14 protein-coding genes, 2 pseudogenes and 1 riboswitch are annotated in these 14,864 nt (G+C 71.1%); of the genes and pseudogenes, 8 read left to right on the top strand and 8 right to left on the bottom strand.

Annotated features, from left to right (window positions below; all coding sequences use genetic code 11):
- Positions 1–322: 322 nt before the first annotated feature.
- The 4 genes and pseudogenes from ACRAKF_RS12060 to ACRAKF_RS12075 form a co-directional block, all read left to right on the top strand.
- Complete coding sequence (locus ACRAKF_RS12060) at positions 323–904, top strand: XRE family transcriptional regulator (protein ID WP_447036986.1); 582 nt, start codon at positions 323–325, stop codon at positions 902–904.
- A gap of 114 nt (positions 905–1,018) precedes the next feature.
- Positions 1,019–1,366 carry an effector-associated constant component EACC1 gene (locus ACRAKF_RS12065; RefSeq protein WP_447036987.1) on the top strand — a complete coding sequence of 116 codons (348 nt, stop codon included), beginning with the start codon at positions 1,019–1,021 and terminating at the stop codon, positions 1,364–1,366.
- A 1-nt stretch (position 1,367) separates the two neighbouring features.
- Positions 1,368–2,003 (top strand): annotated as a pseudogene (locus ACRAKF_RS12070) (caspase, EACC1-associated type); the annotation flags it as partial.
- Between the two features lie 135 nt (positions 2,004–2,138).
- Positions 2,139–3,056 (top strand): annotated as a pseudogene (locus ACRAKF_RS12075) (PAS domain S-box protein); the annotation flags it as partial.
- Between the two features lie 194 nt (positions 3,057–3,250).
- On the opposite strand, the gene ACRAKF_RS12080 reads toward ACRAKF_RS12075, so the two are convergent.
- From ACRAKF_RS12080 to ACRAKF_RS12115, 8 genes are all read right to left on the bottom strand, one after another.
- Positions 3,251–4,018 (bottom strand): metallophosphoesterase, encoded by a 768-nt coding sequence (locus tag ACRAKF_RS12080; protein ID WP_447036988.1) that lies wholly within the window; start codon positions 4,016–4,018, stop codon positions 3,251–3,253.
- Positions 4,019–4,242: 224 nt separating this feature from the next.
- Positions 4,243–5,028 (bottom strand): ABC transporter ATP-binding protein, encoded by a 786-nt coding sequence (locus tag ACRAKF_RS12085; RefSeq protein ID WP_447036989.1) that lies wholly within the window; start codon positions 5,026–5,028, stop codon positions 4,243–4,245.
- A complete protein-coding gene (locus ACRAKF_RS12090; RefSeq protein ID WP_447041943.1) occupies positions 5,025–6,050 on the bottom strand; it encodes a FecCD family ABC transporter permease in 1,026 nt (341 codons plus the stop codon). The genes ACRAKF_RS12085 and ACRAKF_RS12090 overlap by 4 nt, the downstream gene beginning before the upstream one ends.
- Before the next feature lie 41 nt (positions 6,051–6,091).
- Positions 6,092–7,144, bottom strand: a complete 1,053-nt coding sequence (locus tag ACRAKF_RS12095; RefSeq protein ID WP_447036990.1) for an ABC transporter substrate-binding protein — start codon at positions 7,142–7,144, stop codon at positions 6,092–6,094.
- A 66-nt stretch (positions 7,145–7,210) separates the two neighbouring features.
- Positions 7,211–7,396, bottom strand: a riboswitch (cobalamin riboswitch).
- A 7-nt stretch (positions 7,397–7,403) separates the two neighbouring features.
- The gene (locus ACRAKF_RS12100) at positions 7,404–7,844 is read right to left on the bottom strand and encodes a VOC family protein (RefSeq protein WP_447036991.1); all 441 of its coding nucleotides are present in this window, start codon (positions 7,842–7,844) and stop codon (positions 7,404–7,406) included.
- A 5-nt stretch (positions 7,845–7,849) separates the two neighbouring features.
- Positions 7,850–8,710: a helix-turn-helix domain-containing protein gene (locus ACRAKF_RS12105; protein ID WP_447036992.1), complete on the bottom strand. Its 861-nt coding sequence runs from the start codon at positions 8,708–8,710 to the stop codon at positions 7,850–7,852.
- A 667-nt stretch (positions 8,711–9,377) separates the two neighbouring features.
- Positions 9,378–10,316, bottom strand: coding sequence for an alpha/beta hydrolase family protein (locus ACRAKF_RS12110; RefSeq protein WP_447036993.1), 939 nt, complete (start codon positions 10,314–10,316; stop codon positions 9,378–9,380).
- Positions 10,317–10,644: 328 nt separating this feature from the next.
- Entirely contained in the window at positions 10,645–10,947 is a 303-nt protein-coding gene (locus ACRAKF_RS12115) for a hypothetical protein (RefSeq protein ID WP_447036994.1), read from the bottom strand.
- Between the two features lie 161 nt (positions 10,948–11,108).
- Here ACRAKF_RS12115 and ACRAKF_RS12120 point away from each other — a divergent pair, with 161 nt between their 5' ends.
- From ACRAKF_RS12120 to ACRAKF_RS12135, 4 genes are all read left to right on the top strand, one after another.
- Positions 11,109–11,492 (top strand): arsenate reductase family protein, encoded by a 384-nt coding sequence (locus ACRAKF_RS12120; RefSeq protein ID WP_447036995.1) that lies wholly within the window; start codon positions 11,109–11,111, stop codon positions 11,490–11,492.
- 185 nt (positions 11,493–11,677) lie between these two features.
- Entirely contained in the window at positions 11,678–12,709 is a 1,032-nt protein-coding gene (gene glnII, locus ACRAKF_RS12125; RefSeq protein ID WP_447036997.1) for a glutamine synthetase, read from the top strand.
- A 435-nt stretch (positions 12,710–13,144) separates the two neighbouring features.
- Positions 13,145–13,747, top strand: coding sequence for a winged helix-turn-helix domain-containing protein (locus ACRAKF_RS12130; protein WP_447036998.1), 603 nt, complete (start codon positions 13,145–13,147; stop codon positions 13,745–13,747).
- 81 nt (positions 13,748–13,828) lie between these two features.
- Positions 13,829–14,815, top strand: a complete 987-nt coding sequence (locus ACRAKF_RS12135) for an NAD-dependent epimerase/dehydratase family protein (RefSeq protein ID WP_447036999.1) — start codon at positions 13,829–13,831, stop codon at positions 14,813–14,815.
- The last annotated feature ends 49 nt before the right edge of the window (positions 14,816–14,864 follow it).

Genomic DNA, 14,864 nt, shown 5'->3' on the forward strand with positions numbered 1-14,864 from the left:
GGCCGCGCCCCGGGGCCTCATCCGCTCCGCCGGGGTCTGTCGTGACCGATCGTCGCCCTTCTTCAGGGACGTATCTCCGCCACAGGCAAGGACACTTGAGCCGCTTCGGCGTTAGCTTGGGAAAGGCCCAAACGTCCCGGGGGATACCTTGAACACGAACCTGCGATCGGCTATGGATTCCGCCGGACAGTCACCGCGGCGACTGGCGGCGCGCATCGGGGTAACCCCTAAGTCCGTCGAGAGATGGTTGTCAGACGAGCGCCTGATTCCGCACGCCAGGAACAGGCAGGACGCCGCAGAGGCACTGGGAGTCAACGAAGAGATGCTGTGGCCCAAAGTCGTGAAGGACCGGATCAAGACAGGCGGGGACCTGGAGATCGTCCACTCGTACCCGTACCGGTCCGCGTGTCCGTCGACCGTCTGGGCCGATCTGGTCGGCGGCGCCTCACAGGACATCATCTTCGGGGGCTACACGAACTATTTCGTGTGGACACAGATCCCGGCCTTCTCCGAGACGCTGCGGCGCAAGGCCGCTTCCGGCTGCCGCGTCCGTTTTTTGGTCGGCGACCCCGAGGGCGAGGTGACCCGGCAGCGCGAGGCGATCGAGAACGTCACGCTGACGGTCGGCACGCGGGTGCGTATGACCCTGGAAGAGCTTGGCCGGCTGGGCTCCCTGGACGGCCTGGAGGTCCGCTACAGCGCCCCCGAGGACGCGATGAACCACGTCAGCCTGAGCGTCTTCCGCTTCGACCAGGACGCCCTGGTGACGCCGCACCTGGCCCGCCTGGTCGGCCATGACTCACCGCTCTTGCACCTGCACCACCGCAGCGAGGGCGGCATGTTCGACCGCTTCGCGGAGCACGCCGAAGAGCTGTGGAGCCGGGGTGTGCCGGTGTCCCGGTAACGGGCCACCGTGGCTGCCACGGCGCCCCGGGCGACCTCGGGCCATTCGGACCGCCGGAAGCCGGTGGTATGCGATGCTGTCGTGATCTTAGATGGGACGTCCTCTGGGGGGCTCTTGAACATTCTCGTACGCTGCTCGTCCGAGGACTCCGAGCAGGAGCTTCGATCGCTCGCCGCCTGGCTCGGGGCCGACAGGACGGTACGCCGTTCCGTCGACGTCGAGTTGCGGAGTGACGTCCCCTCCGCGCCCGGTCACCAAGGCAATGGCATCGACCTCTTGGCTCTGGTCATCGGCAGCGGTTTCAACGCGGCTTCCTTGGCGGTCTCCATCCTGGCATGGCGCTCCACCCGCCCGGAGCGTCCGACGCTGACGGTCGAGCGGCCCGACGGCTCCGTCGTGCGCATCAGCGGCCACTCACAGGAGGAAGCCGAGCGTCTGCTCCGACGTGTCCTGGGGGAATGAGGTGAACTCGCCGGAAGCAGGGCAGTTGCCCGATCCGGACAGGACCCGTGTCGTTCTGATCGGTGCGAGTACCTTCTCAGCGTTGGATGCCTTGCCGGCGGTGCAAGGAAATCTCGCGGTCCTCCGGAATCTGCTGCGGGAGAAGTGGAAGCTGCCCTCCGAGCACTGCACGGTCCTCGCCGATCCGTCCCTCCCGCGAGACGTTTCCCGGGCCGTCGGGAAAGCTGCGGAGGAAGCGACCGAGACGCTACTGATCTATTACGCGGGACATGGTCTCATCGAACCGAGGACGGGCCGTCTGCATCTTGCCATCGAGAGCAGCGATCCTCGGTCGGTGCATGACTCAGCCGTTCCCTACGACTGGGTCCGGATGGATGTGGAGGGAAGCCGGGCCCTGCGACGCATCGTCGTCCTTGACTGCTGCTACAGCGCCCGCGCATTCGGTGTCCAGTCGAACGCGCCTGCTCTGGAACTGGACGGCACCTACCTCTTGGCCGCCGCGGCGGAAACGGCCGTTGCGCTCGCGCCGCCCGGTGAACCGGTCACGGCGTTCACCGGCGAATGGGCTTCCATCCTGCAAGAGGGAATCCCGGGCGAGACATCACTCCTCACCTTGGATGCGATTTTCACTCGCCTCCGTACCCGACTCATCATGAGAGAGCGTCCGGAGCCTCAGCGCCTGTGCCGCAACCAACTGGGCCAGGCTCCGTTCATCAGGAACGCCGCCTACACCTCGCAGCGCGACCCGGCCGCTGACAGCGCCGACTCCCTCATGGCGGACCAAGCCATCGCCGACCTCTACACCAGCCGCAGCCTGGCCGACACACTGCAGACTGTCGCCGACGGAATCGTGACCCACCTCGGATACCGGCTGGCCGCCGTCAATCTGGTCAGGCCCGACGGTGATCTGGTGGTCGCCGCGGTTGCCGGTGACCCAGGGGCCGAGGCCATGCTGACGGGCCGTGTCGGCTCCCGTGAGTCCTGGGAGCGGCGCCTGTCCATGGGTGAGGACTGGGACTTGCTGCGCTTCATACCGCACACCGAAGGCTGGGTTCTGGCCGACGACGACGTCCCCCAGTGGCAGACCGAAGGCCCTCTGCCCCAGTTGGACTACGAGTGGCATCCGCAGGATCGTCTCTACGCGCCCATGTATACGGCCGGTTTCCGGAATGAATTCATCGGTGTCATATCCGTTGACATGCCGAGAAACGGGCTCCGCCCCACCCCCCATGCACGCGGCCACCTACGCAGATACGCCTATCACTCCGGTACAGCTGTCAGCGGTGCCCGGCTGCGCGCCAATATGCAACGCGCACTGGTTCGCCTCGAACGTGAACAGCAAGCCTTGCGCGCGAGCGAGGAATCTTTCCGCCAAGCCTTTGAATACGCTCCTTCGGGTATCGCCATCGCCGAGCTGGGCGGCGATCGCCACGGCAGGGTCCTGCGGACGAATGACGCGTTGTGCCGCATGCTCGGTCGCCCCGCCTCATCCATGCGACGGTATTCCCTGCTCGACCTCACGCACCCGGACGACATCGGAACTATGTTGGGGACCCCGCCACAAGGCGGCCATGCGGAAGTACGGCTGGCCCGCCGCGACGGTACGTACATCCGAGTGCGGCTACGCACCTCTGTGGTGGCCGACGTCTCCGACGGACCTCGCTTCCAGTTGTCTCACGTCGACGAAGTCCGCCCGACCCTCACCGCGAGATCCGAGGCTTCGACCCGCATCGACACAGTACGGACGGAAGAGCCGCCGGCCTCACCTGTGACTTCGTGGGCTGTTCCGCCGCTTTCCGAACGAGTCCGGTGGCACCGCCTCCGACGTCTGTGGTCGGCACTCGCACGACACCGCTTCGCCGCCGCCGTGCGGCGAAGCGGCCGTCAGGTCGACGACACCGTGCGGTAGTGCGTCGTCAGGCGGCCGTCCGGGTCCAGGACGTGGAAGGCCACTGCCGGGGGCAGGTCCTTGTGTACGTGGTGGGTCGCGTGGGTCTGGTGTTCCCAGGGGAGGCGGATGGTCGAGACCACGCCTGGGGCCACCAGGAGGGGTTTGCCCGCGAACGTCGTGGCCGCGGCGGTGTGCGCGTGGCCCGCCAGGAACGCCGTCACGTTCGGGTGCCGGGCGGTCAGGGCGGCCAGGCGTGCCTCGTCGAACTGGCGGATCTCGTCCACGTACGGCGTGTGCAGCGGGACCGGTGGGTGGTGGAAGGCGATCAGCGCGGGGACGTCGGGGGCCTCTGCCAGTGTGTCCGACAGCCACCGCAGGGTCTCGTCCTCCAGTCTCCCGTGGTGCTTGCCGGGGACTGACGTGTCGCACAGGGCCAGGACGAAGCGGTCCGTCACGTAGGACTGGTTGACCGGCGCCTGGCTCGGGGGCTCCCCCAGCAGGTGTTCGCGGTGGGCGGGGCGCACGTCGTGGTTGCCGGGGCAGGTCAGCAGGGGGTGGCGGGTGGTGAGGAGCTTGCGGGCCTCCTCGTACTCGGACGGAGTCCCGTGGTCCGTGACGTCGCCGGTGACTATCACCGCGTCCAGGTCGTAGGGGAGGTCGTTGAGGTAGTCCATCACCGCGCGGATGCGGGCCTCGCTGCGGCCGCCGTCCTCGGGGCGTGTGTCCAGGTGCGTGTCGCTCAGGTGGGCGATCACCGACACCGCCGACGGCGACTCAGACTCAGACGGCGACGCCGGCTTCGTTCGTGGTTCCGGCCTTGCTCCCTGCCCTGCTTCTGGCATCGCTTCTGGCATCGCTTCTGGTCTCTTCCGTTCGGATTCTCGTGCGGCCTTCGGGGAACTACGGGGAATTTACGGGCGTCAACCAACTTGCCGTAAGAGCCAGTTCCGCGCGTCTGGCCTGGTTGTGGGCGGTCCGGATCGGCTCAGCCGCGTAGGAAGCGGACCGATGGGGCACCGCCGGTCTCCCCCGACGTCACCACCGCCCGTACCCCGTACACGTCCGCGATCAGCTTCTCCGTGATCACCTCGGCCGGAGTGCCCGTCGCGTACGCCCTGCCGTCCTTCAGGATCAGCAGGTGGTCGCAGAACATCGCCGCCAGGTTGAGGTCGTGCAGGGCGATCACGCTGGTGACGGGGAGTTCGGCGACCAGCGTGAGCAGGTCCAGTTGGTGCTGGATGTCCAGGTGGTTCGTCGGCTCATCCAGGAGGAGTTCGCGGGGTTCCTGGGCCAGGGCCCGTGCAATCTGGACGCGCTGGCGTTCGCCGCCGGAGAGCGTGTGCCAGGACTGGGTCGCCCGGTCCGCGAGGCCGGTGCGGGTCAGGGCCTCCGTCACCGCCCGTTCGTCCTCGGGTGACGGGGCCGACCATGCGCGGCGGTGCGGGATGCGGCCCAGGCGGACCACATCCCGTACGGTCAACTCGACCTGGGTCGTGGCGTGTTGCTCCACCACCGCTATGCGTTGCGCCACCGTGCGGCGCGGGGTGTCCGGCAGGGGCCGGCCGTCCAGAGTGACGATCCCGGAGGCCGGGGCAAGGACTCCGGCGAGGACGCGCAGCAGCGTCGACTTGCCCGAGCCGTTCGGGCCGAGGAGGCCGACCGTGGCGCCGGGCGGCGGGGCCAGGCTGACGCCGTCGACGACCAGGCGGCCGCCCGCCTCGCGGGCCACGCGTTCGGCACGCAGGCCCTCCCCGGTCACAGCGGACGTCACGACACCCTCCGCGTCCGGTAGAGCACCGCCACGAACGCCGGTACTCCGATGAGTGACGTCACCACGCCCACCGGTACCTCCTGGGGATCGAGGGCCGTACGGGCCAGAGTGTCCACCCAGACCAGGAAGACCGCCCCGGCGAGCGCCGTGACGGGGAGCAGCCGGGCGTGGCCCGAGCCGACGAGCGCGCGGGCGGCGTGCGGCAGGACCAGGCCGACGAAGCCGATGGCGCCCGCCGAGCTGACGAGGGCCGCGGTCAGCAGCGCCGTCACGCAGAGGAGGACGAGGCGGGTGCGGGCCACCCGTACGCCCAGGGTCGCCGCCGCCTCCTGGCCGAACGCGAAGGCGTCGAGCGTACGGGCGTGGCCCAGGCAGATCAGCAGACCGAGGGCCAGCACCGCCGCGCACATCCACACGTCCGTCCAGCCGGCCCCGCTGAGCGAGCCGAGGAGCCAGAACAGCACGCCACGGGTGGTCTCGGCGTCGCCCGCGGTGAGGATGAGGAACGACGTCAGCGCGGAGAAGAGCTGCATGGCGGCCACGCCGGACAGTACGACCCGGTCCGTGGAACCGCCGAGGGTGTGGCTCAGGAGCAGCACCAGGGCGAACGAGCACAGCGCCCCGGCGAAGGCGCCCGTCGAAATCGACAGCGCTCCCCCGCCGACGCCGAGGACCACCACCGCGACCGCGCCCGTGGACGCGCCCGAGGACACCCCGAGGACGAACGGGTCGGCGAGCGGGTTGCGGAGCAGGGACTGCATGACCGCTCCGCAGACCGCGAGGCCCGCGCCGCAGACCGCGGCGAGCAGGGTGCGCGGCATCCGCAGGTTCCAGACGATGCCGTCCCTGATCGGGGTGAGCCGCGTCTCTCCCCAGCCGAGGTGCGCGGCCACCGCCGACCACACGTCGGCCACGGAGATGTCGGCGGGGCCGATGGTGACGGCCACCGCCACGGAGAGCACGAGTACGGCGACTCCGGCCGGCCACAGCAGGCTGCGGCACAGCGGATTCCGGCGCAGCAGGCCCCGGCGCGGCAGGTCCTGCGTCACGGGGGCGGCGGACGTCACTTGACGAGCCCGAACTTCCGCAGCCCGGCGGCCACTTGTTCGACGCCGTCGACGGTACGGATCGTGGGGTTCATCGCCTGGCCGCTCAGCAGCACGTACCGCTTCTTCTTGACGGCGGTCAGGTTCTTGGTCGCCGGGTTGGACTCAAGGAACCTGATCTTCGCCGCGGCGGACTCCGCCGACTGCGACTTGCGGGTCAGGTCGCCGATGACGAGGACGTCGGGGTCGCGGTCGGCGACGGTCTCCCAGTTGATCTGGGGCCATTCCTCGTGGGTGTCGTCGAAGACGTTCTCGGCGCCGAGCTCGCGCGTGATGATCCCGGGTGCGCCGCAGCAGCCCGCCATGTACGGGGCGTCGGAGTTGGCGAACCAGTAGAGGAGGGAGGTGTCGGAGGCGTCGATGTCCTCGGTGGCCCTGGCCACGCGGCCCTTCAGCTCCGCCACCAGTTTCTCGCCGCGCTTCTCGACGCCGAAGACCTTCGCCAGGTCCCGTACCTCGCCGTAGACGGTGTCCATGGTGAGGGTCTTCACGCGCTTGCCGTCGCCGCCGCCGTCGTTGTCCTTGCCCGCGCAGTCGCTGGGCGAGACGTAGACGGGGACGCCGAGGTCGGTGAACTTGGCGCGGTCGGCGACGCCGCCCTTGCCGACGGTGTAGAGGAAGGAGGCGCTGACGAAGTCGGGTTCCTTGGAGAGGACCTTCTCCAAGGCGGGGTAGCGGTCGGCGAGCCGCTCCACCCCCGCGTTGTCCTTCTCCAGGTTCTTCAGGACCGGGTCGGTCCAGGTGCCGGTGCCCGCCATGCGGTCGGCGAGGCCGAGGGAGAGCAGGATCTCCGTGGAGCCCTGGTCGAGCGAGACGGCTCGCTGGGGCGGGGCCTTGACCTCGGTCTTCTCGCCGCAGGAGGCGACCGTCACGGGGTAGCCGTCCCGCGCGGCCCCTGCCGTCCCGCCCTCGCCGGCGGAACCGCCGCCGCAGGCGGTCAGCGTCGCGAGCACTCCCGCGCAGCACAGGGTCAACAGGGTCGACTGAAGTATTCGGGCTTTCGAGGACACGTGATCCCTTGAGTCTCACGGCTCATACGCGGAGCCTGGCCTGCGTCACGGCCTCTGCCGCCCGGTGTGCGGGCAGAGGCGCCAGCAGGTCTTCGGACTCGGGATCGACCGGGCGGAACGCCTTCCCGGGCGTCCGTGGACGCCCAGTGGCCGTGTGCTCCGCCCGTCCCCCTCACCGCTGCGCGTCAGTTCCGGATTCGCACCGGATTCCCTGGCCCAAGTGTGGGTTTGACTGGCTTGCGCAAGTTATCACGCGGGCTCAGAGGGTCTGGCCGGGCCTCGGCTCCCCGCGGTAGGTGCCGAAGAACCAGCGGTTGCCCTCGGGATCGGCGATGCCGAACTCACGACTGCCGTACGGTTTGTCCCCGATCTCCGCGGTGATCTTCACGCCGGCCTCGGTCAGGCGGGCGTACAGGGCGTCCACCTGGTCGGTGACGACGTAGGCGCCGGAGGTACCGGGCTTGCCGCACGTGCCGTCGGCCGCGGCCGGGTCGTACGAGCCGAGCATGATCCCGCCGCCCTCCGGCCAGTCGAGCTGGGCGTGGGCGACGCGGTCGCCGTCCTCGTACACGGCGGTGCGCAGGAAGCCGACGGTGCCGACGAGGAAGTCGATCAGCGCGTGGGCGTCCTCGGCCTGGAAGGTGGGCCAGATGGTGGGGGCGGGTGGGGGGTTCTGGGTGGGGTTCTGTGTGGTGTCCATGCCTTTTACTCTCCGTCCGGGCTGTGTGCCCCGGCTTGGATATTCCGGCACTCTTCGGCCAGCCAGCCGGTGGGGCTGGCTCCCGTGTACTGCCGGAAGTCCCGTACGAGGTGGGAGTGGTCGTAGTAGCCGCAGTCGGCCGCGATCCGGGCCAGGTCCTGCGGGGTGCCCGTCCCGGCGGCGCGGACCACGGCGGTCTTGGCGTGCTGGAATCGCATCAGGCGCGCCACCTGCTTCGGGGCGAGGCCCGTCTCGGCGCGGAAGAGCGAGGTCAGGCGGCGTTCGCTGAGCGCCACGTGCCGGGACAGGCCGCCGAGGGTGCCCGCGCCGCGGTGCCTTGCCAGCCAGGCCCAGGCCTCGGCTACCTCCGGGCGTACGGAACCGGCCGCCCGGTCGTCGGCGGCGCGGCGGCGCAGGTAGGCGGAGAGGGCGGCGAAGCGGTCCTCCCAGTCGTCGAGCTCGCAGAGTCGCTCACGGAGCTCGGCGGCGCGCTCGCCGAACACGTCCGTGCCGTGGACGACGAGCTCACCGGTCAGCGCGGCCGCGGGCAGGCCGAGGAGCGCGCGGGCCGCGAGGGGGTGGACGGCGAGCTGGATGCCGGCCTCGTGCTCGGGCTGGACGACATGGGCGGGGCGCTGGTGGAGGCCGCCCACGATGATGTCGGTGCGGATGGCGTCCGCGCCGGTGGCCTGGGCGGGTGTGTGGCCGGTGGCGATGGGGCCGTCGAGGGAGAAGATCACCGTCAGGTACGGGGAGGGGAGGCCTCGGTGCAGGGCCGGCCGCTGGCCTGTGGTGCGGTAGCCGGTCGCCGAGATGACCATGCCGGCCAGCGGGGGCACGGTGCGTATGAACTCCCTGGAGGCCATGGGTTCAGTATGCGGGGCTCTCCCCTGCGGGGCCTGGCGGCGGCCTTGGCTTGGCGGGGCCTTGGCGTGGCGGGGCCTTGGCCTGGCGGGGCCTGGCCGGTTCGTTCCCTGCGGGTGGTGGGGGTTGTTCGCGCCGTTCCCCGCGCCCCTTTCCCGGGCTGGCCGGTCCATGGTCGCTGCGGGTCGTGGGGGGGTACTCGCGCAGTTCCCCGCGCCCCTTTCCCGGGCTGGCCGGTCCATGGCCCCCGCGGGTCGTGGGGGGTCTCGCGCCGTTCCCCGCGCCCCTTTCCCGGGCCGGCCGGTCCATGGTCGCTGCGGGTCGTGGGGGGTCTCGCGCCGTTCGCCGCGCCCCTTGGCGGGGGCGTTCGCCGGAGCTGGCGCCGGCGGCAGCGCGCTCTGGGCGGTCTCCGAGGCGGAGGCCGCGGGTACCTCTGCCAGAACCGCCGCAGGCGACCACGTACCGCAACGACCTCGAGGAGTCACTGCTGCCCTTCCTGGAGATGAAGGGCGTGCTGACCTGCGAGACCATGGACCCGTCCCTCGAAGTCATCCCCTTCAAGGACACCGCCGGGCACAAGGGGTACGTCGACGAGGTCCTCGCCCGCAAGACACGCGGTGGCTGACCGTCACCCCGGAGCAGATCCGCTGGGGCCCGCGGCCGGGGGGCTCAGGGGTGGTCCTCGGTCGTCGCCCACGCCGCGACCTGCTTGGCGAGCTCGCCGCCCGCCCTGGTCCAGGCGAAGTGGTCGAGGCGGGCGCCCGCCTCCCGCGCGGTGTAGTGGCGCCGGGTGAGCCGTACCCCGGGGACTTTGCCGAGCAGGTGGTCGAGGGCGGTGGCGGGGGCGAGGGTGTCGTGCTCCACGGAGACGGCGAGTACCGGCAGTTCGAGGGCGGCGAGGGCCGCTTCGTAGTCGAGCGTGGAGCCCTTGGGGGCGTACCGACCGGTGCGGCCCTGCCGCGCCCAGTCACGCATGACGCCCTTGGGCTGGTCGCCGCCGAAGCCGAGCCGGGACCCCGGCCAGCGGCCGAGCAGCGTCGACACCCCGGCGATCGTCAGCTCGCCGAGGAGGAGCCCGGGGCCGCGCAGTGGTCCGTACGCGCGGAAATAGACGGAACCCGAGGCCACGAGCGCCACGCCGGCCACCCGGGGCCCGCGGCCCGAAGCGGCGTACAGCAGAGCGAGTTGCCCGCCCAGGCTGTGGCCGAGGAGGTACAGGGGCGGCTCGGGGCCCAGCTCGGCGCGGACCGCGGCGAGGACGGCGGGCAGGTCCTCCTCGACGAGGTCGCGGTAGCCGTGGCCGAGCGCGTCGGGGTCGGTGACGAGCGGCGTCGCCTCGCCCTGACCGCGCAGGTCGGCGGTGAGCACCGTCAGGCCCTCGTCGTGCAGTTGGCGCGCGAAGCGGCGGTAGTAGCGGGCGGGGGTGCCCATGGCGGGCAGGATCAGCACCGCGGGGGCCGGGGGCGGTCCCGGAGCCGGTGCGGAGCCGGAGGGCAGGAAGCGGTCCGGCTCGGAGGTGCGCAGGGCTCGCACCGGGACGCGGGCGCCGTCCGGCAGCTCGGCGGTCGTCAGGAGCGGCGGTTCGCCGGCGGCTTCCCCGTGGGTCATGGCGAACAGCATGGCCCATCGCGCACCCGCCCACCCAGCTCCACGCGACAAACCCCGCCCACACCCACGAGAACGTCCGGAACACGCGGGTTCACGTGCAATTCGCAGGGGGTTGCGGTTGGTTGGGGGCACACAGCGGTCCGTGTGCGCTGCACGGCGGGGCCCGCACGCGCTTCGCGCACGGCCGCCCCGCACCCCCGGCCCGCCACACCTCCCGTCTCGTATACGGCCCACCCGCGGGCGGGAAACGTGAGGCTCGGGGGGAACCCCCCGAGCCCGACACGCTTGCTCAGCGGACGCGGTCAGCGGACGCGGTCAGCGCACGCGCTCAGCGGCTGTACCGCATCAGCGCCCGCACCATGTGGCACGTGATGTCGGACGGCGGGTGGATGCCGATGTCCTCCGCCATGCGACGGATCGTGCTGTTCTTCGCCTGGTTCGGCAGATAGACGCCCGAGTCGAGCAGCGCTATCGCGAGGCGCATGGCCTTGAGGCGGCGGTTGTGGTTGACGTACCACTCGCGCGGGCGTCCCGGGGGCAGCGCCCTCTTCCGGAGTGGTGCGTACGGCAGGTCGATGAGGACGGGTTGGGATACGGACTTCCTCGTCAGTGCGGCAGCGGGCACGGGCATCCTCCTGTCGCGATCAGGGCCCCCCGTCGGCGCCCTCGAACACTACTGTGATTCTACCGCCGAGCACTGACAATCATCCCTGGCCAGGCGGGTTTTGAGGTATTCGAACAGGGTGGCGTCCGAGGCCCTGGGGCGGGTGGTTCGCGGGTAGCGTGTGCGGCATGGAAATCTGGATCAACCCCGCCTGTTCGAAGTGCCGCGGCGCCCTGAGCGTCCTGGACGCGGAGGGTGCCGACTACACCGTGCGCCGCTACCTCGACGACGTGCCGAACGAGGACGAGATCCGTGCCGTCCTCGGCCGGCTCGGGCTCGAACCCTGGGACATCACGCGGACGCAGGAGCAGGCCGCCAAGGACCTCGGCCTCGCGGACCGTGCGGCCTGGCCGCGTGACGCCTCGGCCCGCGACCGCTGGATCACCGCGCTCGCCACGCACCCGAAGCTGATCCAGCGCCCCATCATCACGGCGGACGACGGCACTGCGGTCGTGGCCCGCAGCGAGGAGGCGGTGCGGGACGCGCTGTCCCGCCGAGAGCCTGTGTCATAACCCCGGCAGGGGGACGCGGCCCGGCGGCGCGGCGTGAGCCCGGCCACACTTCCCCCAGGTAACACGGGGTTCACATGAGGGCAACGGTCGGGAAATCGCCGGTTGCCACTCTGCTGGGCATCACCACGGCACCGCGGCACCCGCACGTTCTGCGCCGTACCGAGCGTTATGAGGATGAGGCCCCCGTGACCTTCAAGGCTGAGTACATCTGGATCGACGGCACCGCGCCGACCGCCAAGCTCCGTTCCAAGACGAAGATCATGGCGGACGAGGCGAAGGGCGCCGAGCTGCCGCTCTGGGGCTTCGACGGTTCCAGCACGAACCAGGCCAAGGGCCACGCCTCGGACCGCGTGCTCAAGCCGGTCTTCACCTGCCCGGACCCGATCCGCGACGGCGCCGACGACGTCCTCGTCCTGTGCGAGGTCCTCAACACGGACATGACGCCGCACGAGTCCAACACCCGCGCCGAGCTCGCCGAGGTCGCGGCCCGCTTCACCGCGCAGGAGCCGATCTTCGGCATCGAGCAGGAGTACACCTTCTTCGAGGGCGACCGCCCGCTCGGCTTCCCCGTCGGCGGCTTCCCCGCCGCGCAGGGCGGCTACTACTGCGGCGTCGGCTCCGACGAGATCTTCGGCCGTGACATCGTCGAGGCGCACCTGGAGAACTGCCTGAAGGCCGGCCTCGGCATCTCCGGCATCAACGCCGAGGTCATGCCGGGCCAGTGGGAGTTCCAGGTCGGCCCGCTCGCCCCGCTGGAGGTCTCCGACCAGCTGTGGATCGCCCGCTGGCTGCTCTACCGCACCGCCGAGGACTTCAAGGTCTCCGCGACGCTCGACCCGAAGCCGGTGAAGGGCGACTGGAACGGCGCGGGCGCGCACACCAACTTCTCCACCAAGGCGATGCGCGAGGGCTACGCGCCGATCATCACCGCCTGCGAGTCCCTCGGTGAGGGCTCCAAGCCGCTGGACCACGTCAAGAACTACGGCGCGGGCATCGACGACCGGCTGACCGGCCTGCACGAGACCGCGCCCTGGGACGAGTACAAGTACGGCGTCTCCGACCGCGGCGCCTCCGTCCGCATCCCGTGGCAGGTCGAGGTGGAGCAGAAGGGCTACATCGAGGACCGCCGCCCGAACGCGAACGTCGACCCGTACGTCGTGACGCGCCTGCTCGTCGACACCTGCTGCACCGCCCTGGAGAAGGCCGGCCAGGTCTGATCCGGGCTCTCGTGCCCATGCGTTGACAGGGGCGCCCGCCGGTCCGACCGGCGGGCGCTCCGTCGTTCCCAGCCGTCCGGAGGGGATCCGAAAGGGAGGTGCCCAGTGGTCCGCGAGGGGCCGTTTTCGGACAGGGCGCGTCCGGCGGCCGTTCCGGTGGGTGAGAGGGCGCTACCGCTGCCCCTCCCATCTGCTTCAATGGACGGCATGGGCAGCCACCAGAACACCGCGACGGGTCGTCACGACCTGGAGCCTTTCTGGCCCTCCCGGCAGCACCACGACTTCGACCGGGTGTGTTGCCGCGCGATGAACGCGCGGGCCCTCTAAAGCCGTTGCTGCACTGATTCCACTGCACTCGGCCTTCGCCTGACGCGCACGACGACGTACGTCTCGTTCTCGACGACTCCCTCTTCGCGCGAAAGAGCTGACCTCACCATGGCGAACTCCCGTTCCTTCCCCGCAACCGCCTCCGCACCTGCCGCCGCCCCCGTCGGCGCTCCCCTGCCGACCGGCCGGGCCCGGCTGCGGGCCGTCGACCCCGACGAGCCCCGCGCGGGCGTCCGCATCCCCGACCTGCTGCCGCCGGGCGCCACCTGGCTGCCCGCGCCGCAGCACGCCCTGCCGACGCTGCCGGGTCAGCCGCCGATGGTCGGCTATCTGCTCCTCGTACCCGCCGGGCAGGAGCAGGCCCAGGAGTCCGGCGCCCCGGAGGCCGTACTGGCCGGGCCCGGGGCGGCGCCCTCGTCGGGGCCCGTCACGGTCGACGCCGTGCGGCGTGCCGCCGAGGTGGACGGGCGGCCGCTCGACCTCACGTATCTGGAGTTCGAGCTCCTCTCCCACCTCGTGGCGCACCCCCACCGGGTGCACACCCGCGACCAGTTGGTGACCACGGTGTGGGGGTACGGCCACGTGGGCGACGGCCGTACCGTGGACGTCCACGTGGCGCGGCTGCGGCGCAAGCTCGGCGCCGAGCACCGCAGGACGATCCAGACGGTACGGCGGGTCGGCTACAAGTACGTGCCACCGGCGCCCCGCTGACCTGCGGCGTCACCGGAGCCCGTGATCTGCTGCGAGCAGAACCTGTTCCGCCGGCGCGGGGTGTCGGGGCAGAGTCGCCCCATGAGACTTCTGATGCTTGGCGGTACGGAGTTCGTGGGGCGCGCGGTCACCGAGGCGGCGCTCGCCCGGGGCTGGGAGGTGACCGTCTTCCACCGCGGCCACCACGCCGCGCCCGAGGGAGTGCGGGTCGTCCACGGTGACCGCACGGCCGAGGACGGCCTCGCGGGGCTTGCCGAGGGCGAGTGGGACGTGGTGGTCGACACCTGGTCGGCGGCGCCCCGCGTGGTGCGGGCCTCGGCCCGGCTGCTCGCGGGGCGGGCCAAGCGCTACGTCTACGTGTCCAGCGGCTCCGTGTACCGCTACCCGGGCGCGGCAGGCTCCGACGAGGACTACCCCGTGGTGGACGGCGACCCCGACGCGGAGGCCACCGCCTACGCGGAGGACAAGCGCGGCGGTGAGCTGGCAGCTATCGCGGAGTTCGGCGCCGAGCGGACGGTGCTCGCCAGGGCCGGCCTGATCCTCGGCCCGTACGAGAACGTCGGGCGGCTGCCGTGGTGGCTGAACCGGGTCGAGCGCGGCGGCCCCGTGCTGGCCCCCGGGCCCCGGGACTCCCACATCCAGTACGTCGATGTGCGGGACCTCGCCGAGTGGGTCCTCGACGCGGGCGCGGCCGGGCTGAGCGGGCCGTACAACCTGATCAGTCCCCTGGGCCGGTTCACCATGGGCGAGCTGCTCGAAGCGTGCGTCGCGGTGGCGGGCCCGGAGGCCTCGCTGCGCTGGACGGCACCCGACGTGGTGCTCGACGCGGGCATCGAGCAGTGGACGGAGCTGCCGGTGTGGCTGGCCCCCGGTGAACTGCACGACACGATGCACCAGACGTCGTCCCAGAAGGCGATCCTCGCGGGGCTGCGGGCCCGTCCCGTCGAGGAGACGGTGCGGGACACCTGGGAGTGGCTGCGGTCCATCGGCGGCACCCCGCCGCAGCGGCCCGACCGGCCGGTCCTCGGGCTCGCCCCGGAGAAGGAGGCGAAGGTCCTCGGGCTGTAGGCACGGGAGAACGCCGTCCCCCCGACGCGACGCGCGTCGGGGGGACGGT

It is taken from the genome of Streptomyces sp. DSM 118878 (assembly GCF_052936595.1).

What these genes read in the sequence shown, in the direction of transcription:
- ACRAKF_RS12060 (WP_447036986.1), top strand. Translation starts at nt 323, where the DNA reads ATGCTGTGGCCCAAAGTCGTGAAGGACCGGATCAAGACAGGCGGGGAC.
- ACRAKF_RS12100 (WP_447036991.1), bottom strand. Translation starts at nt 7,844, where the DNA reads ATGGACACCACACAGAACCCCACCCAGAACCCCCCACCCGCCCCCACC.
- ACRAKF_RS12105 (WP_447036992.1), bottom strand. Translation starts at nt 8,710, where the DNA reads ATGGCCTCCAGGGAGTTCATACGCACCGTGCCCCCGCTGGCCGGCATG.
- ACRAKF_RS12110 (WP_447036993.1), bottom strand. Translation starts at nt 10,316, where the DNA reads ATGACCCACGGGGAAGCCGCCGGCGAACCGCCGCTCCTGACGACCGCC.
- ACRAKF_RS12115 (WP_447036994.1), bottom strand. Translation starts at nt 10,947, where the DNA reads ATGCCCGTGCCCGCTGCCGCACTGACGAGGAAGTCCGTATCCCAACCC.
- ACRAKF_RS12120 (WP_447036995.1), top strand. Translation starts at nt 11,109, where the DNA reads ATGGAAATCTGGATCAACCCCGCCTGTTCGAAGTGCCGCGGCGCCCTG.
- ACRAKF_RS12130 (WP_447036998.1), top strand. Translation starts at nt 13,145, where the DNA reads ATGGCGAACTCCCGTTCCTTCCCCGCAACCGCCTCCGCACCTGCCGCC.
- ACRAKF_RS12135 (WP_447036999.1), top strand. Translation starts at nt 13,829, where the DNA reads ATGAGACTTCTGATGCTTGGCGGTACGGAGTTCGTGGGGCGCGCGGTC.